Source organism: Nocardioides daedukensis (assembly GCF_013408415.1).
Lineage (GTDB): Bacteria > Actinomycetota > Actinomycetes > Propionibacteriales > Nocardioidaceae > Nocardioides > Nocardioides daedukensis.
Map to the genome: position 1 here is coordinate 3306088 of NZ_JACCAA010000001.1, position 18446 is coordinate 3324533.

18 protein-coding genes are annotated in these 18446 nt (G+C 68.7%); 6 read left to right on the forward strand and 12 right to left on the reverse strand.

The window, feature by feature from the left end; translation table 11 throughout:
- Positions 1-40 precede the first annotated feature (40 nt).
- Together BJ980_RS16115 and BJ980_RS16120 are read right to left on the reverse strand one after the other, a co-directional pair.
- Positions 41-835, reverse strand: coding sequence for a purine-nucleoside phosphorylase (locus tag BJ980_RS16115; protein ID WP_343047841.1), 795 nt, complete (start codon positions 833-835; stop codon positions 41-43).
- Between the two features lie 15 nt (positions 836-850).
- Complete coding sequence (locus BJ980_RS16120) at positions 851-1303, reverse strand: gamma-glutamylcyclotransferase (protein ID WP_179503225.1); 453 nt, start codon at positions 1301-1303, stop codon at positions 851-853.
- An 82-nt stretch (positions 1304-1385) separates the two neighbouring features.
- On the opposite strand from BJ980_RS16120, the gene lpdA reads away from it, so the two are divergent.
- Together lpdA and BJ980_RS16130 are read left to right on the forward strand one after the other, a co-directional pair.
- A complete protein-coding gene (gene lpdA / locus BJ980_RS16125; RefSeq protein WP_179503226.1) occupies positions 1386-2783 on the forward strand; it encodes a dihydrolipoyl dehydrogenase in 1398 nt (465 codons plus the stop codon).
- 4 nt (positions 2784-2787) lie between these two features.
- Positions 2788-4188, forward strand: coding sequence for an NAD(P)H-quinone dehydrogenase (locus tag BJ980_RS16130; protein WP_179503227.1), 1401 nt, complete (start codon positions 2788-2790; stop codon positions 4186-4188).
- A 6-nt stretch (positions 4189-4194) separates the two neighbouring features.
- Here BJ980_RS16130 and BJ980_RS16135 read toward each other — a convergent pair whose 3' ends face one another.
- Positions 4195-5076 (reverse strand): hypothetical protein, encoded by an 882-nt coding sequence (locus BJ980_RS16135; protein ID WP_218855551.1) that lies wholly within the window; start codon positions 5074-5076, stop codon positions 4195-4197.
- 141 nt (positions 5077-5217) lie between these two features.
- On the opposite strand from BJ980_RS16135, the gene BJ980_RS16140 reads away from it, so the two are divergent.
- Positions 5218-6453 carry a SpoIID/LytB domain-containing protein gene (locus BJ980_RS16140; protein WP_179503228.1) on the forward strand — a complete coding sequence of 412 codons (1236 nt, stop codon included), beginning with the start codon at positions 5218-5220 and terminating at the stop codon, positions 6451-6453.
- On the opposite strand, the gene BJ980_RS16145 is transcribed toward BJ980_RS16140, so the two are convergent.
- The 6 genes from BJ980_RS16145 to BJ980_RS16170 all read right to left on the reverse strand — a co-directional run bounded on the left by BJ980_RS16145 (position 6450) and on the right by BJ980_RS16170 (position 13215).
- A complete protein-coding gene (locus BJ980_RS16145; RefSeq protein WP_179503229.1) occupies positions 6450-6677 on the reverse strand; it encodes a biotin/lipoyl-containing protein in 228 nt (75 codons plus the stop codon). The two genes, BJ980_RS16140 and BJ980_RS16145, sit on opposite strands and share 4 nt — an antisense overlap.
- A gap of 197 nt (positions 6678-6874) precedes the next feature.
- Positions 6875-8056, reverse strand: coding sequence for a hypothetical protein (locus BJ980_RS16150; RefSeq protein ID WP_179503230.1), 1182 nt, complete (start codon positions 8054-8056; stop codon positions 6875-6877).
- Complete coding sequence (locus BJ980_RS16155; RefSeq protein ID WP_179503231.1) at positions 8053-8742, reverse strand: hypothetical protein; 690 nt, start codon at positions 8740-8742, stop codon at positions 8053-8055. Before BJ980_RS16155 ends, BJ980_RS16150 begins: the two co-directional genes overlap by 4 nt.
- Positions 8739-10058, reverse strand: a complete 1320-nt coding sequence (locus BJ980_RS16160; RefSeq protein WP_179503232.1) for a hypothetical protein — start codon at positions 10056-10058, stop codon at positions 8739-8741. The genes BJ980_RS16155 and BJ980_RS16160 overlap by 4 nt, the downstream gene beginning before the upstream one ends.
- 2 nt (positions 10059-10060) lie before the next feature.
- Complete coding sequence (locus BJ980_RS16165) at positions 10061-11848, reverse strand: acetyl/propionyl/methylcrotonyl-CoA carboxylase subunit alpha (RefSeq protein WP_343047842.1); 1788 nt, start codon at positions 11846-11848, stop codon at positions 10061-10063.
- A 140-nt stretch (positions 11849-11988) separates the two neighbouring features.
- On the reverse strand, positions 11989-13215 hold the full coding sequence (locus BJ980_RS16170; RefSeq protein WP_179503234.1) for an oxygenase MpaB family protein: 1227 nt from the start codon (positions 13213-13215) through the stop codon (positions 11989-11991).
- A gap of 78 nt (positions 13216-13293) precedes the next feature.
- Here BJ980_RS16170 and BJ980_RS16175 point away from each other — a divergent pair, with 78 nt between their 5' ends.
- Positions 13294-13905, forward strand: a complete 612-nt coding sequence (locus BJ980_RS16175) for a TetR/AcrR family transcriptional regulator (protein ID WP_179503235.1) — start codon at positions 13294-13296, stop codon at positions 13903-13905.
- 37 nt (positions 13906-13942) lie between these two features.
- Here the strand turns inward: BJ980_RS16175 and BJ980_RS16180 are convergent, their stop codons facing one another.
- Positions 13943-14317, reverse strand: a complete 375-nt coding sequence (locus BJ980_RS16180) for a MerR family transcriptional regulator (protein ID WP_179503236.1) — start codon at positions 14315-14317, stop codon at positions 13943-13945.
- 108 nt (positions 14318-14425) lie between these two features.
- Between BJ980_RS16180 and BJ980_RS16185 the strand changes: the two genes are divergently transcribed.
- Together BJ980_RS16185 and BJ980_RS16190 are read left to right on the forward strand one after the other, a co-directional pair.
- Entirely contained in the window at positions 14426-15607 is a 1182-nt protein-coding gene (locus BJ980_RS16185) for an acyl-CoA dehydrogenase family protein (RefSeq protein WP_179503237.1), read from the forward strand.
- Positions 15608-15616: 9 nt separating this feature from the next.
- On the forward strand, positions 15617-16177 hold the full coding sequence (locus BJ980_RS16190) for a GtrA family protein (RefSeq protein WP_179503238.1): 561 nt from the start codon (positions 15617-15619) through the stop codon (positions 16175-16177).
- Here the strand turns inward: BJ980_RS16190 and BJ980_RS16195 are convergent.
- Both BJ980_RS16195 and BJ980_RS16200 read right to left on the reverse strand, forming a co-directional pair.
- On the reverse strand, positions 16142-16738 hold the full coding sequence (locus tag BJ980_RS16195; protein ID WP_179503239.1) for a Maf family protein: 597 nt from the start codon (positions 16736-16738) through the stop codon (positions 16142-16144). The genes BJ980_RS16190 and BJ980_RS16195 overlap by 36 nt on opposite strands.
- Complete coding sequence (locus BJ980_RS16200) at positions 16738-18432, reverse strand: DUF885 family protein (protein WP_179503240.1); 1695 nt, start codon at positions 18430-18432, stop codon at positions 16738-16740. Before BJ980_RS16200 ends, BJ980_RS16195 begins: the two co-directional genes overlap by 1 nt.
- Positions 18433-18446: the final 14 nt, after the last annotated feature.

Sequence of the window (18446 nt, forward strand, 5' to 3'; positions counted from 1 at the left end):
GTTGCGATGCTCGTCCACGAGCCTGCTGAGATCGTGGGTATCAGATGCGGGGGAGGATCTTGCCGAGCAGGCCGCCCATCCGGGTCGCGGCCGCGCGACCGGCCTCAAGGACCTCCTTGTGGTTGAGGGGCTCGCCGGTGATACCTGCTGCGAGGTTGGTGACCAGGCTGATCCCGAGGATCTCCAGTCCAGCCTCGCGTGCGGCGATCGCTTCGAGAGTGGTGCTCATTCCGACCAGTTCGCCGCCGATCGCGCGCACCATGCCGATCTCGGCCGGCGTCTCGTAATGGGGGCCGGGGAACTGTACATAGATGGCCTCGTCCAACGCGGGCTCGACCTCGCGGCACATCGAGCGCAGTCGCGAGGAGTAGAGGTCGGTGAGGTCGATGAAGTTCGCGCCCTCGATCGGGCTGGTGGCGGTGAGGTTGATGTGGTCGCTGATCAGGACAGGGGTGCCCGGGGTCCAAGTCTCGCGCAGGCCTCCACACCCGTTGGTGAGTACGATCGCGCGGCAGCCCGCAGCGGCAGCCGTGCGTACGCCGTGGACCACCGAGGCCACGCCGCGGCCCTCATAGAAGTGTGTGCGCCCCAGGAACACCAGCAGGTTGTGCTCGCCGGAGCGCACCGAGCGGATCTTGCCCGAGTGCCCTTCGACGCCGGGCGGGGCGAAACCGGTGAGTTCGGCTGCGTCGAACTCCGCCGTCACCTCGCCCAGCGCATCGACGGCCGGCAACCAGCCGGAACCCATCACCAGGGCGATGTCGTGCTGTTCGATGCCGGTGCGCTCACGGAGGTCCGCGGCTGCCTGTGCTGCAAGTTCAGAGTTCGTCACCACGCCCGCACTCTAGACTCACAGGCCGGTCGAACGACAGGCGCGAGCCCTCAGCGCCACAACGTAGTCGTCGGGGGCACCTGCTGCCTCCGCCGCGTCGGCGAGCACGCCGATGTTGTAGGCGGAGGGGAGCCCGCCCTCATAGGCGTCGAGCACGTAGGCCCAGACCACCGATTCGCCGGTCAGCGTGGAGACCCGGACCTTGGTCTTGCGATAGAGACCGGTGTCGGCCGCCTCCCAGCCGTCCAGAGCAGTCTCGTCCTCGGGGGTCACGTCGTAGACGGCGACGAAGACCTGCTCGAACGGGTCTTGGACGATCGTGGTGAGGGCGCCGTCCCAACCGTGTTCCTCGCCGCCGAAGGTGAGTCGCCAACCCTCCAGCCAGCCGGTGGTCTGCAGGGGAGAGTGTGGACAACGTTCGCTCATGCGGGCGGGGTCGAGATTGGTCCCATAGGCGGCGTACAAGGTCACCTGCCCGAGGGTAGTGCCTCCGGCTCCCTCGTCCGGGGAGGCATGGGGTGGTGGTGGGAGCAGACCCGGTTAGTCTGGTCTCGTGACCCACTTCAATGTCCTTGTCCTTGGTGCCGGTCCTGGTGGTTATGTCGCGGGGATCCGCGCAGCCCAGCTCGGCCTGTCTGTCGCGGTCGTCGAAGAGAAGTACTGGGGCGGTGTCTGCCTGAACGTGGGTTGTATTCCCTCCAAGGCTCTCCTCAAGAACGCCGAGCTCGCCCACACGCTGACCCACGACAAGGCGAAGTTCGGGATCGAGGGTGACGCCACGATGGCGTTCGGCCCGACCCACAAGCGGTCGCGGCAGGTGAGCGCCGGCATCGTCAAGGGCGTCCACTTCCTGATGAAGAAGAACAAGATCACCGAGATCAACGGTCGCGGCACGCTGACCGGCGCGACGGGCATCGACGTGGTGGACGCCGACGGCAACAGCTCGTCGCACACCTTCGACAACCTGATCATCGCCACCGGCGCGCACGTGCGGATGCTGCCCGGCATCGAGAAGAGCAAGAACGTCGTCACCTATGAGGAGCAGATCCTCGACGAGAACCTGCCGAGCTCGATCATCATCGGCGGCTCGGGTGCGATCGGTGTCGAGTTCGCCTACGTGCTGAAGAACTTCGGCGTGGACGTCACCATCGTGGAGTTCCTCGACCGGATGGTCCCCACCGAGGACGCCGACGTGTCCAAGGAGCTCCTCAAGCACTACAAGAAGCTCGGTGTGAAGGTCCTCCTCTCGACCAAGGTCGAAGGAGTCGAGGACACCGGGTCGGGCGTCAAGGTCACGGTCAGCCCGGCCGCCGGCGGTGACTCCGAGGTCCTCGAGGCAGACCGGATGCTCGCCGCCTTCGGCTTCGCGCCGAACGTCGAGGGCTATGGCCTCGACGCTGCTGGTGTGGAGCTGACCGAGCGCGGCGCGATCGCCGTCGACGGGCGTGGACGCACCAACGTGGAGAACATCTACGCGATCGGTGACGTCACCGCGAAGTTCATGCTCGCCCACGCCGCCGAGGCGGCCGGGATCGTGGCCGCCGAGACGATCGCCGGAGCGGAGACGCAGGAGATCAACTACGACATGATTCCGCGGGCGACCTACTGCCAGCCGCAGATCGGTTCCTTCGGCTATTCCGAGGAGCAGGCCAAGGAGAAGGGGTACGACGTCAAGACGGCCACCTTCCCGTTCTCCGCGAACGGCAAGGCGCAAGGCCTCGGTGAGGCAGTCGGCTTCGTCAAGGTGATCGCCGACGCCGAGCACAACGAGTTCCTCGGCGCGCACATGATCGGCCCGGACGTCACCGAGCAGCTGCCGGTGCTGACCCTGGCCCAGCAGTGGGACCTGACGGCGGACGAGGTGGCACGCAACGTGTTCGCCCACCCGACGCTCTCCGAGGCGGTCAAGGAAGCAGTGCACGGCATCGCCGGGCACATGATCAACTTCTGATCCGATGCCCACTTCGAATCGTGTCGTCATCGTCGGGGGAGGCCCGGGCGGATATGAGTCCGCCCTGGTCGCCGCACAGCTCGGCGCGGAGGTCACGCTGGTCGACACCGACGGCCTCGGCGGGTCCGCGGTGCTCACCGACTGCGTGCCGAGCAAGACCCTGATCGCCACGGCCGAGGTGATGACCGAGGTGGCTGCTTCAGCCGAGCTCGGGGTGTCCTTCACCGACACCCAGGGGGACGCGGCCACCAGCATTCGCGTCGACCTGGCCAAGGTGAACGCGCGCGTACGCCGTCTCGCCGACGAGCAGTCGGCCGACATCGCCCGTCGAATGGAACGCGACGGGGTGCGGGTGATCCGGGGCCGTGGTCGGCTGAGTGATCCGCACCGGGTCGAGGTGACCGACGCCGACGGCGTACGTTCCGTCCTCGAGGCGGATGCCATCCTGGTCGCCACCGGTGCCTCGCCCCGGACCTTGGCCTCGGCCGAGCCCGATGGTGAACGCATCCTGACCTGGGAGCAGGTCTATGACCTCACCGAGGTGCCGGAGAAGCTGATCGTGGTCGGTTCGGGCGTCACCGGGGCGGAGTTCGCCTCCGCCTATCTGGCGCTGGGCATCGACGTCACCCTGGTCTCCTCGCGCGACCGGGTCCTTCCCGGTGAGGACGCGGATGCCTCGGCGGTCCTCGAGCAGGTGGCCACCCGCAAGGGGATGAAGGTGCTCGGCAAGTCCCGGATGGAGTCCGTGATCCGTCACGGGGACTCGGTGACCGTGACGCTGACGGACGGTCGCACGGTCGAGGGCTCGCACTGCATCCTCGCGCTCGGCTCGGTCCCGAACACTGCCGACCTCGGTCTCGAGGAGGCCGGCGTGATCACCGATGAGGCTGGCTTCATCAAGGTGGACAGGGTCTCTCGGACCTCGGCACGCGGTGTCTATGCGGCCGGTGACTGCACTGGCGTGCTGATGCTCGCCTCCGTGGCCGGGATGCAGGGCCGGATCGCCATGTGGCACTTCCTCGGGGACGCGGTGGCACCGCTGGACCTGAAGAAGGTGTCCTCCAACGTCTTCACCGCACCCGAGATCGCCACGGTGGGCTGGTCGCAGCAGGCCGTCGACGCCGGTGAGATCCAGGCGGACTGTGTGATGCTCCCGCTCGCCGGCAATGCCCGGGCCAAGATGCAGGGCGTCACCGATGGCTTCGTGAAGCTGTTCTGCCGGCCCGGCACCGGGATCGTCGTCGGCGGCGTCGTCGTCGGCCCACGCGCCTCGGAGCTGATCCACCCGGTCGCGATCGCGGTGGGGGAGTCACTGACCGCCGACCAGCTGGCCCAGGTGTTCACCGTCTATCCGTCGGTGTCGGGATCGGTCGCAGAGGCTGCGCGGCGCCTGCACAAGATCTGAGCGCCTTCAGAAGCCGCCGAAGTCGCCGCCGCCCCCGAAGTCACCAGCACCGCCGAACCATCCGCCGGAGTCCCCGCCCGAGAAGTCACCACCCGAGTGGTCGCCGCCACCGATCTCGCCGATGCCGTCCATGCTGTCCAGGCCATCGGTGCCCCCACCCTCGGTGGACCAGTCGCCGCCGGCGGCGTCACCACCCAGGTCGGCCGGTGGCTCGATCACCGCCGGTGACCAGAGGCCGCCCATCATCGACCCGATCAGGAACGCCGGGAAGAGTCCGTTCATCGCATAGGAGCCGTAGTAGCCGTCGGCATAGTGGCCGTAGGCCGGGCCACCCTGGTACCACGGCACCATCCGGTTGCCGGAGCGGACCTGGCGGGCGTCGGGCTCGGCGCCGGCACGGACACGCTCGGCGTCGGCCAGGCAGACCGGGATCTCACGCTCGGCGCCACCGGCCGGAGCCCAGGCGACGTCGGTCTGGGCCGGGCCGTGGGCGGGGTTGAAGAAGCACGGTGGGCGCCGCTGCGGGAGCTCGCGTCCGTCCTGCCGCGCCAGCACGCAGGCCTGCGCATAGCGGCCGTCCTCGAGGGTGCGCGTGACCTGGGTGAGGTCCTCGGGCTCCGCCGCCTCGGCGAGCAGCATCTTGGCGTCCTCGTAGGCGTCCAGGGCTCGCTGGTAGTCCTGCCGCATCGGCACGTCGAGGGTGGTCGCGAGGGTGTCGATGTGCAGCTCCTGCAGCTCCTCGCCGAACCGGGTCACGTCCGCGTCCACGACCCTCTTCACCTGGGCGAGAGCACGCTCCTGCTCGCTCGTCTGCTTGCGGGACCTGCGCTGTACGGCGACCAGCGCGACGACGGCGACGACTGCGAGAAGGACCAGGAACTCCACCATGTGAAGACGCTAGCAACGGTGCGAAATCGGCGGCGATGAATCACTCCGTTGTAGTTCACAAGAACCTCTGTTGCGGGGCCCGAGACCGTGATGCAATTCGAAACACCAGCCACAAACGCCACAAGGACAACTGGACACAACATGCGTCGCACCCCGCTCCTGACCACGTTCTGCGCCCTCAGCGCGGCCCTGATCGTCGGTCTCACCGCCACCCTCTCCGGAGGTTCCGCGAGTGCGGCGCCGACCGTTGCCGCCAAGAAGCTCACCGTGAACAAGTCCTACCGGATGCCGAGCACCGGAAGCGTGAAGCTCGTCGGTCACGGCTTCGGCCACGGGCACGGGATGTCGCAGTACGGCGCCGAGGGCGCGGCCCGCGAGGGACTGAGCTGGAAGCAGATCCTGGGGTTCTACTACCCGGGCACCAGCCTGAGCACGGCAAAGGGCCGGATCTCGGTCCTGATCTCCGCGAACACCACCCGCTACACCGTGGTCCAGGCCAGGTCCCACCTGCGGGTCAAGCGACCCAGCACCCGGGAGGCATGGACCCTGCCCGACCGCGGCGCCACGAAATGGCGCCTCGCGGTGAGCAGCAAGGGCGAGAGCCGTGTCGAGTACTACCGCGACAAGTGGCGGATCTGGCGGACCATCCCCGGGACGCTCGAGTTCCACGCCGGCGGTGCCGCCATCCGGCTCTACGTCGGCAACACCTCGGTGCGCTATCGCGGGACGCTTCGCTCGGCGATCCCCAAGCCGGGCACCAGGGAGCGCCAGACCGTGAACCTGGTCGACGTGAACCACTACACCCAGGGCGTGGTCGCCCGTGAGATGCCGGCGACCTGGAGCCCGAACGCCGTACGCGCCCAGTCCGTCGCCGCCCGCACCTATGGGGTGCGCCAGAAGGCCACGCCACTGACCAGGACCTATCACATCTGCGACACCACGGCCTGCCAGGTCTATGGCGGTGTGGAGGCCGAGCACTCGGCCTCGAACGCCGCGGTCCAGGCCACGAAGAGCCAGGTGCTGACCTCGGGTGGAAAGCCGGCCTTCACCCAGTTCAGCTCGAGCAGCGGTGGCTGGACCGCCGACAGCTCCAAGTTCTCCTACCTGCCGGCCAAGCAGGACCCGTACGACGGCTGGGCCGGCAACCCGGTCCACGAGTGGCGCCTCGACCTCGACGTGGCCAAGGTGGAGAAGGCCTGGCCGACGATCGGCAACCTGGAGACGATCAAGATCCGCGACCGCGACGGCAACGGCGAATGGGGCGGCCGGGTGAACACCCTGACCATGTTCGGCTCCCAGGGGTCGAGGACGATCTATGCCACCGAGTTCCGCTCCAAGCTCGGGCTGCGCTCGACCTGGTTCGACTTCGCGTCCTAGCCTCGGACGGCGGGCTCCAGGACCACGACCAGGTCCCCGCCGGCCACCGACTCGGTCCCGTCGACGACCACCCGCACGATCGTGCCCGACCTGGGCGCGGTGATCGCGGCCTCCATCTTCATCGCCTCGATCATCGCGACCGGGTCGCCGATCTCGACCCGGTCACCGACGCGCACCAAGGGCGTGACGAAGCCCTGGAAGGGCGCTTCGACGTGGGCGGGCATGCCCCCAGACTAGTGGGCGGCGCCGGGTCTCGGTTCGCGGATTCGTGACCGTGGACCCACGGGCTCGGATAGAGTTCTTCGCACACCGAGCCCGTCGCGCTCCGGAGACGTCGAGCGTGGCACCGGATCTCACTCCTGGGAGGGAGCTGAGAGAGAGGGCCGTCCGGTCTCCGGGCGGCCCTCGATTACGTTCCGGCTCAGGGCCGGCGGTGCAGGCGGGTGATCAGGTCCGGCTCGAGCGCGCCATATCCGCTGGACGCCCACGGCTCGGAGTCCGTCTCGAAGTAGTGCACCGGCTTGCCGCGACGGGCCACGTCGAGGATGTCGGGGACCCGGTCCCTGCGCAGGGCTTGGCGGCAGGCAGTGCACAGCGGCGCCTTGACCTCGCGCCCGGCCGCGGTCACCGCTTGGACCTGCCCGGTCACGCCGTGCAGCGGATTGAGGAAGCATCGCGTGGGCGGCTTGAACGACCTTCCGGCCAGGGCAGCATCGAGGGCGCGTGAGCCGTTGTCGGCGAGGACGATCGCACCGACCACGTCGAGGACCTCCGGATCCTTGACGTTCATCACGCGTCGCGCGGCCTCATAGTGGTCCAGCGCGGACTGCCACGAGTCCACATCGCCGGTGGCGGTGATCTCGGCTTCGTCGATCCGCTCGCCCAGGCCCAGCACGTCGTCGCGCGCCTGCTGCTCGAGCTTGCGGTCGTGCGCCTTGCGGATCCTGGCCATCGCCGACGGTGGCAGTGCCTGGGGCTTCTTGGCGCGGCGTACGCCTGCGAAGACCTTGTAGATGACGGCACAGATGATCACGACGATCAGCCCGGCGATCACCAGGCCGGTCGGGTCGAAGCCGTCCTCGCCATAGGAGCTCCCGGTCGAGGTGCGCTCCAGGTCATTGCGGTCGTACCACTCGTCGCGGGCCTTCGACTCCAGCTTGTCCAACTTCGAGGCCGGCCGGAGCAGGAGCTCGGTGGAGCGCTCGAAGGCGCTTCCGAGCGTCTCGTGCGACTCATAGCGGACGATGCTCAGTGCCGGGTGGTAGAGCGAGCCGTCAGAGGTGCTCGGCACGTCCCAGGCCCGGCCCTCGAGCGAGATGTCGGTGGGTTCGAGGCTGGTGGTGGTGGCCAGGTAGATCCCCGGTTCCGGGTGCTCGGCGTGCAGCCTGGTGAGCAGGTCCGCAGTGCTCCCGGAGAACGCGTCACCGCGCTCGAAGGGGTAGGCCACCACGAACAGCGGGTCCTCGGACTTCGCGATGTTCTGCTTGATCGCCGCGATCTGATCGGCAGTGAACTGCGACTCCAGGCTGGGGTGGATGTAGAGCTGGTCCTTGGCCAGGGCCTCGTGGATCTGCTGGAGCTCGTCGTCGTTGCGCGCGGTCATCGCCACCCTCCCGGGAGCTTGAGCAGTCCGCCGGTGAGGGTCCGCACCAGCCAGAAGAAGAGTCCGATCCCCAGGAGGACGCCCAGGGCGATCATGACGCCCGCGGCGATGCCACCGCCGGTGCCACCCCAGTAGTCGAACTCGCTGTCGTCGTCGTGCCAGGTCACCGTGAGCTGGTCGATCCCTGCGAGCAGTGCAGTGGTGGGGTCGCCGACGAAGTCGCTGGTGTTGAACTGGAAGGGATAGCCGTCCCTGCCGCCGGTCAGCATCACGTCTCCCGACTCCGGGCCCTCCCAGATGACCAGCACCCCCGGTTCGTCGTCGGCCAGGGCCCGCTCGAGCTGCTCCTCGGTCTGGAGGTAGCTGCCGCCCATGTTGGTCTCCTGCCAGACGATCACCCGAACGGGCACCTCGTCCACACCACGCGCGGCGATCGCCTTCTCCAGTCGCTTCTCATCGGCCTCGTCCACCATCGTGCGACCGTCCGGAGCGACGTGTACGCCGTCCTTGCGGATGCCCTCGATCGCGTTGCGCACCCGGTCACGAGGGGTGTCGAGGACTTCCTCGTAGGCCTGCCACTGGGCGAACTCCTGCTCGCGCTTGTCGGTGAACCAGGCCGAGGCGCCGAATCCGCAGAGCAGCGCCGCCAGCGCGGCGAGGACCAGGTTGGCCACGGCATTCCTCATCGTGGCCGCCTCTGGTCCGCATGTCGCCACAGGTCATCGACCAAGGTGCCGTAGCCGGTCTCGGCCCAGACGCTCTTGCCGCTGTAGTAGGGCTTGTCGATGGCGAGCCGGCGGACCTCGACCAGCGAGTCGAGCACCCGACCGGCGGCCAGGTCGCGCTCGCACTTGTTGCACACACCGACGCGGATGCCGCCAGCCACGGTCTGGAGCCGGGTCGCCTCGCCATGCAGCGGGTTGAGATAGCAGCAGCGATAGATCTCTGCCCCGTCCTTGCTCATCGCGCGGGCTCCGGTCCTGGCCAGCACGAGCGCGCCGACCACGTCGAGAAGATCCTTGGAGTCCACCAGGTCCGTGCCAGCCTCGAGGCTGCGCGAGGCCAGCTCGGTGCGCTCCTCGCCGGCCCGGCGACGCTCACCGGGCTTGGCCAGGCTCCGCTCCAGGCGGGTCAGCTCGTTGCTGGCCTTGGTGCGCACCAGCGCGAGCTGGCGCTCGGCGTGCTCCGCCTTGGTCAGCTCTGCCGCCGGTGTCCCGCGTCCTCCCTTGCTCGACTTGCCCGCCTTGCCCGCAGTGGTGCTCGAGCGGGTGGAGCCGGACTGGGCAGAGCCGGACCGCGAGGAGCTGGGGACCAGGTTGCGCGCTCCGATCGCCTGCAGCAGCCGATAGCCGCAGACCAGCACCAGCACCGCGACCAGGGTCCCGGTCATCGCGCTGTAGCCGGGGGTGGCCGGCTCGGCGTCCTCCCGATCGAGTCTCGAGGTGTAGCCCATGAAGCTCCACATCGGGTGGGAGTAGGCCTCGACCTGCTCGGGGGTGAGGATCGGCTCGCGGTAGTCGGGGATCTGCTCGAGCGCGGCGACCTCCAGGGCAGCGGCCGCCTTGGCCTGGGGCGCCATCACGAACTCGACCTTGCCCTGCGTCTCGACGACGTCCTCGATCTGGTCCTCGACCGTCCGATGAGCCGAGCGGACCAACATTGCGTCGCTGTCCTCGGCCGGATCGAGGTCACCCCACACGCCGACGTGGCTACCACCCTGGCTGGTGTGCACGACGTAGACGCCGTCCTTGCCGATCTCGGCATGGATCAGGCTGGCCAGCTCCTCGTCGCCGGACCCCCGGGAGATCCCCTGGGGGGTCACGGCGTAGACGACGTAGACCGGGTAGTCAGCCTTGGCCTCCAGCTCGTGCAAGGCCTCGGTGAGCTCAGTCGTGTAGCCGTTGCCCATCGCCTCCTGCACCAGGATCGGATCCTGGCGCAGGTGGGCGATGATTTCATCGACGGTGTCGATGAACTCCTCCTCGGGAGGAGTGCTGCTCATGTTCAGTCCTTGAGCTCGCAGATGACGGCACCGTTGTTGACCGTGCTGCCGACCGTGGCCTCCAGGCCGCTCACCGTTCCGGCCTTGTGCGCCTTAAGGGGCTGCTCCATCTTCATCGCCTCGAGCACGACGATGACGTCGCCCTCGGCGACGGTTGCACCCTCCTCGACGGCGACCTTGACGATCGTGCCCTGCATGGGCGAGGTGACCGAGTCACCGGAAGCAGCAGCGCCGGCCTTCTTCGCGGTGCGCTTCGGCTTCTTGGCTCCGGCAGCGGCGCCGCCGCCGGCCAGACCGCCGAGCCCACCGGGGATGACCACCTCAAGGCGCCTGCCGCCGACCTCGACGGTCACCTTCTGGCGCTCGGCCGGCTCCTCTGCCTCGCCGGCGTCGCCGGAGTAGGGCGGGATCTGGTTGTCGAAGTCAGTCTCGATCCAGGTGGTGTAGACGGTGAAGTCGCCCTCGCCCGACGGGTTGGAGGCACCGACGTACGCCGGGTCGTTGAGCACGACCTCGTCGAACGTGAGCGCGGTGGGCATGCCCTCGATCCGGAACTCGGAGATCGCCCGGCGGGATCGCTCGATCGCCTGGGTGCGGTCCTTGCCGGTCACGATCAGCTTGGCGACCAGGGAGTCGAACGAGCCCGGGATGGTCTCGCCCTTCTCGTAGCCGGAGTCGATGCGGATGCCGGGACCACTCGGCGGAGCCCACTCGGTGAGCGTGCCGGGTGCGGGCATGAAGTTGTTGCCCGGGTCCTCGGCGTTGACGCGGAACTCGATGGAGTGCCCGCGGATCTCGGGGTCGCCGTAGCCGAGCTCCTCGCCGGCGGCGATGCGGAACATCTCGCGGACCAGGTCGATGCCGGTGACTTCCTCGGAGACGCAGTGCTCGACCTGGAGGCGGGTGTTGACCTCGAGGAACGAGATGGTGCCGTCTGCGGCGACCAGGAACTCGCAGGTTCCGGCACCGACGTAGCCGGCTTCCTTCAGGATCGCCTTGGACGACTCGTAGAGGCGCTGGTTCTGCTCGTCGGTGAGGAACGGCGCGGGGGCCTCCTCGACCAGCTTCTGGTGCCGGCGCTGGAGCGAGCAGTCGCGGGTCGAGACGACGACCACGTTGCCGTGCTGGTCGGCGAGGCATTGGGTCTCGACGTGGCGGGGGCGGTCGAGGAACTTCTCGACCAGGCACTCGCCGCGGCCGAAGGCGCCGATCGCCTCACGGGTCGCCGACTCGAACAGCTCGGGGATCTCCTCCAGCGTGCGGGCGACCTTGAGGCCACGGCCACCGCCGCCGTAGACGGCCTTGATGGCGACCGGGAGACCGAACTCCTTGGCCAGCGCGATGACCTCGTCGGCGTCCTTGACCGGGTCCTTCGTGCCGGGGGCGAGCGGCGCCTTGGCGCGCTCGGCGATGTGCTTGGCCTTGGCCTTGTCGCCCAGGGCGTCGATGGCGTCGGGGGAGGGGCCGATCCAGATCAGCCCGGCGTCGAGGACGGCCTGGGCGAACTGGGCGTTCTCGGCGAGGAAGCCGTAGCCGGGGTGCACCGAGTCGGCGCCGGAGCGCTTGGCGACCTCGATGATCTTGGGGATGTCGAGGTAGGTCTCTGCGGGCGTGGCGCCGTTGAGGGTGTGTGCTTCGTCGGCGAGACGGACGAAGAGGGCCTCGCGGTCCGGCTCCGCGTAGACGGCAACGGAACCGATGCCTGCGTCCTTGCAGGCGCGAATGACGCGCACCGCGATCTCGCCGCGGTTGGCGATGAGGACCTTTTGCAGGGGCTTGATCTCGGGCACGAACACTCCTCGACTGCTGAATTCATGGTGACGCGGACGGTCTGCGCCACCAGGGGAGTCTAGGGCCATCCGTCGACTGGTCCGTGACCGGTTCCGGGTCATGGATGCCTACCGACAGGTAGTCGCCGGCGTGAGAACGCTCAGAGCGGCGCGACCCCGTGGGCCGAGGGCCCGTCGTCGCCGAAGATGCGCCGGCACTCGCGTTCGATCGAGGCGTTGCCCCGGCGCACGGTCAGCTCGTCGGTTCCGGGCACCCGAGCCAGCACCTGGCTCAGCGGCAGGTTGACCAGGAAGCGCCAGCCGGTGAACCACGGCAACCGCATGGGAAGGCCGAGGTCGCGCATCGCGCCGGGCCCGAGCAGGCCGGTGGCCATGCTCAGGGTGCGCTCGCGCTCGAAGCGCTTGGTCAGGGCCGAGCCCTCACCGGCATCGATCGAGGAGAGCAGTGAGTCGGCGAGGAGCAGGGAGTTCTCGTCGGGAGCCGGATCGCCGGCCAGGAACTGGTAGAGCAGCCGGCGCCCGATCCGCTCGGTGCGGGGCAGCCATGCGTCGTCGACGCCCATCAGCCAGCCGACGTAGGACCACAGGTGCATGATCGCCTTGCTGTCGCGACGGCTCACGTAGTGGCCGAACAGGCGGGCGTGGAGCAGGAAGCTGGTGCTGAAGACGCCCAGGGTGCTGGCCTGGTCGTACTGGTTGATCGGGACGCCGCGGAAGTCCCAGTCCCAGTCGGGCGCCTGCTCCAGCTGGTCGTTGACGAAGGCGTGCATGATCCGGACGTGGACCGAGAGGTTCCATCCCTCGGCCCCTGGCTCGAGTCCGCCGGGAGCGGTGATGGCGAGCCACCAGGCGGTGGTCTCGTTGAGGCGACGCTGGCCCTCCTCCCCGGTCAGTCGGCCGGTGCGCACCAGCGGCTCGAGGGCCGCCCCGGTGCGATAGCCACCGAGCAGTGAGCCGAGGCCGAGGACCCGCAGGCCGTCGACGCCCAGCCTGCGGCAGGCCCGGGCGCCGCGCTCGAGGAGGTCGTCGCGCACCCAGTCGGGTCGTTCGCGCAGGGGCTCGAAGAACTCCTTCAGTGGTGCGGGGGAGTCGGCGGTGATCCCGTCGTCGAGTGCGGCGCGGATCTGCTTCATGCTCACCGACCGGTCCACGCGCATCGCGCGGACCAGTGCAGCGGCTGGCTCGTCGCGTCGCAGCAGCCCGGCCTTGAGCGCCTCCACCTCGGCGGGCGTGGGGCGGGCGCCCGGTCCCGCGGTCAGCCGTAGCGGGGCGGCTGCCCGCTCTGCCCATGCCGTGGCCGAGCGATAGCGGGTGGGAACCGGTCGGTTGAGGGCCTCGGGTGCAGCTGAGGGGAGTGTCTGGGTCATGTCCCGATGATAAAGTGAGTAATTGCTCGTTTTCTACTCGCATTCCACGACACGCGTCGTCAGTGCCAAGGAGTCCAGATGCAGACCCGGAAGCCGCCGGTCCAGCAGCGTTCGCGCCAGACGATGGACCGGCTGCTCGACGCCACCGCCCAGGTCCTGGCCGATCGGGGGTATGCCGGGCTGACCACCAACCACGTCGCTGCCGAGGCAGGAGTGAGCGTGGGGTCGCTCTATCGCTGGTTCGCCGACAAGGGCGAGCTCGTGGAGGGCCTGCGCCAGCGCTCCAACGACATGATCCTCACCGACCTGTCCGCGACCCTGGTCCGCACCGCATCCCTGCCGACCCGGGAGGCGGTCGGTCTGGTGCTGACCCGACTGGTCGAGCTGCTCGACGAGCACTCCGTCGTGGTGGGGGCGCTGCTGCGCGAGGCCCCCTTGGGCACGCACCAGAACCTGCTTCCCGAGGTCGAGCACCGGCTGGCCGGTTATGTCCGGGTCTTCGTGCTCCAGCACGCGCCCGGGCTGAGCGAGGTCGAGCGGGAGACCCGGATCCACTTCGCGCTCGGCATCGCCCTGGGGACCTGCCTGCGGATCGTCTTCGACCGCCCTGAGGGGGTCGATGCCGGGCGGCTGCTCGAGATGACCGCGGACCTGCTTGCCCTGGGCCTCTCCGTGCCGGGACCCGACTGAGGCAATCTCGTCGGTTCGCTCCCTGGTCCTCGTGAGATCACTCGGCCAATGAGCGCAGGTCCGTGCGGCACCGCTCGGCTATCCCGGCCAGATCGGCCAGGGTCGCGTCGATGTCGAGCCGCTGCTGCTCGAGCGCCCGGCGCCGGATCTCGCATTGCTCGATGAGGAACTCGAGCTGGCCCGCCTCGCCGGGCGGCTCGTCGTACATGTTCACGATCGTGGCGATCTCGTCCAGGCTGAAGCCGACCCGGCGACCACGCAGGATCAGCTCGAGACGGATCCGGTCGCGCTGGTGGTACTGGCGTTCGGTGCCCACCCGCACCGGATGCAGCAGGCCCAGGTCCTCGTAGTGGCGCAGGGTGCGCAGGGTGAGGTCGTAGTCGTCGGCGAGCTGCCGGATCGTCCAGGTCATCACGACTCCTGTCTCGCGACTGCGCTGCGTCGCCGGGGTTGCTTTACGTCGACGTAAGCGTAGGACCATGCTGGGGTCGTAGCCGATCCCCGTCGAAGAGGTCCTGCCATGTCGTTCGAACTGTCCCGTGAGCACGAAGAGTTCCGCCGCTCCGTGCGTGACTTCGCCGAGGCCGAGATCGCGCCGCACGTCGCACAGTGGGACAAGGAGCACCACTTCCCGGTCGACGTCGTGCACAAGATGGGCGCACTGGGCCTCTTCGGGCTCACGTCCCCCGAGGAGTTCGGTGGCGCCGGGCTCGCGCCCGAGGACGGGCCGTTCACGTCGCTGTGCCTGGCCATCGAGGAGCTCGGCCGCGTCGACCAGTCGATGGGGATCACCCTGGAGGCCGGCGTCGGTCTGGGCATCAACCCGATCCTCACCTTCGGCAACGACGAGCAGAAGCAGGCCCACCTCCCGGACCTGGTTGCCGGTCGCAACCTCGCCGGCTTCGGCCTGACCGAGCCGGGGGCCGGCTCGGACGCCGGGGCCACCAAGACCAAGGCCGAGCTCGTCAACGGCGAGTGGGTCATCAACGGCTCGAAGCAGTTCATCACCAACTCCGGCTCGGCGATCACCTCGCTGGTCACCGTCACTGCGCGCACCGGCACCCGCGAGAACGGCACGGCCGAGATCAGCACCATCATCGTGGAGTCGGGCACGCCCGGCTTCACCGCCGAGAAGGGCTACGACAAGCTCGGCTGGCACATCTCCGACACCCACCCGCTCAGCTTCACCGACGTGCACGTCCCCGAGGCCAACCTGCTCGGGCAGCGCGGCCGCGGCTTCGCCCAGTTCCTGGCCACGCTCGACGACGGCCGCATCGCCATCGCCGCACTTGCCGTCGGCCTGATCCAGGCCTGCCGCGACCTGTGCGTCGAATATGCCCTCGACCGGCAGACCATGGGTGGCCCGATCGGACGCAAGCAGGGGGTCGCCTTCCAGATCGCCGACCTCGACGTGATGCTGCAGGCCGGACGCCTGCTGACCTACCGGGCTGCGGCCATGAAGGACGCCGGGGCGCCGGTCAAGGAGCTCAAGCACGCGGCCTCGATCGCCAAGCTCTACACCTCCGAGTCGGCGGTCACCGCGACCCGCATCGCCACCCAGGTCTTCGGTGGTTACGGCTTCATGGAGGAGTACCCCGTGGCCCGGTTCTATCGCGACGCGAAGATCCTGGAGATCGGCGAAGGAACCTCCGAGGTCCAGCGGATGCTTATTGCGCGCGGACTCGGGCTCCCCGTCGAGTAGCCTGATCCCATGGGTCCAAAGGCCAGACGTCTCCTCGACGAGACGCTCCGCTTCATGGCGGTGGGCGGCGTCGCGACGTTCGTGGCCTTCGTGATCTTCAACTTCCTGGTCCACGGGGTCTACCTGACCGAGGATCCGTGGATGCACAGCCACCCGACGCTGGCCTATGTCGTGGCCAACACGGTGGGCATGGTGATCAGCTATCGCGGCACCAAGTCATGGGCGTTCAAGAACCGCGAGACCGCGCACGCGGACGGCGGGCGCACGGCGTACGTCGCGATCAACCTGGCCACGATGGCGCTGCCCATCGCGTGCCTGTGGATCAGCCGCAACCTGCTCGACCAGGACTCCGCGTTCGCGGACAACATCGCGGCCAACGTGGTGGGTCTGGGCTTCGGCATGGTCGCGCGGTTCTACCTCTTCCGGCAGGTCATCTTCAGCCAGAAGAACTATGCACCCGCGGCGCTCGCCGGCACCACGACGATGCCGATCCCCGGCAACTCGGTGGTCGCTCGGGGCAGCAATCGCGACGAGTCAGGACCGCCAGAGTCCGACCCAGGCCACTCCTAGCCCGGCCAGGAGCTCACGGAGCAGCGGGAGGCTGACGCCCACGACGTTGTGGTGGTCGCCCTCGATCCGGCGGATAAACGCACCGCCGAGCCCGTCGATGGTGAAGGCCCCCGCCACGTGCAACGGTTCGCCGGTGGCGACGTACGCCGCGATCTCGTCGTTGTCGACATCCGCGAAGTAGACCGTGGTCGAGGCGGTCGCCGAGGCGGTACCTCCGCTGGGCACGTGGTGCAGTGCATGGCCGGAGTGCAGCACCCCGCTGCGCCCGCGCATGGCTCGCCACCGTGCGGTCGCCTCCTCGGGTGTCCCGGGCTTGCCGAGCGCCTCGCCGTCGAGCTCGAGGACCGAGTCGCACCCGAGGACCACCACGTCGCGTCCCTGGACACCTGGGACGACCGCGGCGGCCTTCATCCGGGCGAGCTCCAGGGCCAGCTCCGCCGGCGGCAGGTCAGCGACCTGCGACTCGTCGACACCGGAGACGATCACCTCGGGATCGATGCCGGCCGCGCGCAACGTGGCCAACCGAGCCGGCGAGGCCGAGGCCAGGACCAGTGACGTCATCAGATCCGGGCCAGGGCAGCGGTGAGCGGGTCCAGGCCGAGTGAGCCGAGGTCGAGGGCGGCGCGGTGGAACGCCTTGAGGTCGAAGTCGGCGCCCTTGCGCGCCTTCGCGTCGTCGCGGGCCTCAAGCCAGATCCGCTCCCCGACCTTGTAGGACGGTGCCTGTCCGGGCCAGCCGAGGTAGCGGTTCACCTCGAAGACGATCGTCGGGTCGTCCATCCGGCAGTGCAGGCGCATGAACTCCAGACCGAGGGCGGGAGTCCAGGTCTCGCCCGGGTGGAAGGCGGTGCCGTTGAGGCCGAGGGTGTTGTCGGGAATGGTGAGCTCGAGGTGCATCCCGATGTCGATGATCACGCGTGCGGCGCGGAAGCTCTGGCCGTCGAGCATGCCGAGTCGATCCGCCGGGTCCTCGAGGTAACCGAGGTCCTCCATCAGCCGCTCGGCATAGAGCGCCCAACCCTCACCGTGGCCGCTGACCCAGCACATCAGGCGCTGCCAGCGGTTCAGGGACTCCTTGCGATAGGCGGTCTGGGCGACCTGCAGGTGGTGCCCGGGGACGCCTTCGTGGAAGACCGTGGTCACCTCGCGCCAGGGCGAGAAGCTGTCGATGCCGTCGGGCACGGACCACCACATGCGCCCCGGCCGCTCGAAGTCCTCCGAGGGGCCGGTGTAGTAGATGCCACCGTCGTTGGTCGGTGCGAGCATGCACTCGATTCGGCGGATCGGCTCCGGGATGTCGAAGTGCACGTCGGCCAGCTCGGCGATCGCGCGGTCCGCCAGCTGCTGCATCCAGTCGCGGAACGGTTCACGCCCCTCGATACGGCGGGCGGGGTCGGCATCGAGTGCGGCGACCGCCTCGTCGATGCTCGAGCCGGGGACGATCAGGTCGGAGGTCGACACCATCTCGTCGTTGAGCCGCTGCAGCTCGTCCCAACCCCAGGCGTAGGTCTGCTCGAGGTCGACGGTGGCGCCGAGGAACTGGCGCGAGGCGAGGGCGTAGTGCTCGCGGCCGACGGCCTCGTTCTGCCGGCCTCGTGGCTCCATCTCGTCCTCGAGGAACATCCCGAAGTCGGCGAGGGCGCGGGTGGCTGCCCGGGCGTTGGTGGCGAGCTCGTCCTTGAGCGTGCCCTCGGCATCGGTGCCCTTGGCGAGGTTGGTGAAGAAGTCGCCTGCCGAGCCCTCCTCGCCGGTCCACTTGCGGACCTGCGCGGCCACCTCGGCATACTGCCTGGCGGCCGAGACGTTGCCCTTGTTGGCTTCCTCGGAGAGCGTGATCCGGTAGTCCTGCAGGGCCCGGGGTACGCCGGCGATCCGGGCGTTGATGTTGCTCCAGGCCTCCTCGCCCTCGGTCGGCATCAGGTCGAAGACCTGGCGGATCTCGTGCAGGCCACTGCTGATCACCGAAAAGTCGCTGCGGTTGAGTCCCGCATCGATGCTCTCGACGTCGAGCCCGAGCCGCTCGAGGAACGCGTCGCGGGCGACCTGCTCGCGTTCATCTGCCGGCGCCGCGTCGCGCGCATCCGCCAGCGACTTGCGGGTCAGGCCCTCCCGCTCCGCAAAGCCGTCGGGGGAGAGGTCGGTGAGCTTGTCGTCGTGCCCGGTGATGCCGAGATAGGTGGCCGTGATCGGGTCGAGCTTGGCGTAGCTCTCGACGTACTGGTCACTGATGGCGTCCACGAGTCGCTGTTGAGTCACATCAGTCACCCTAG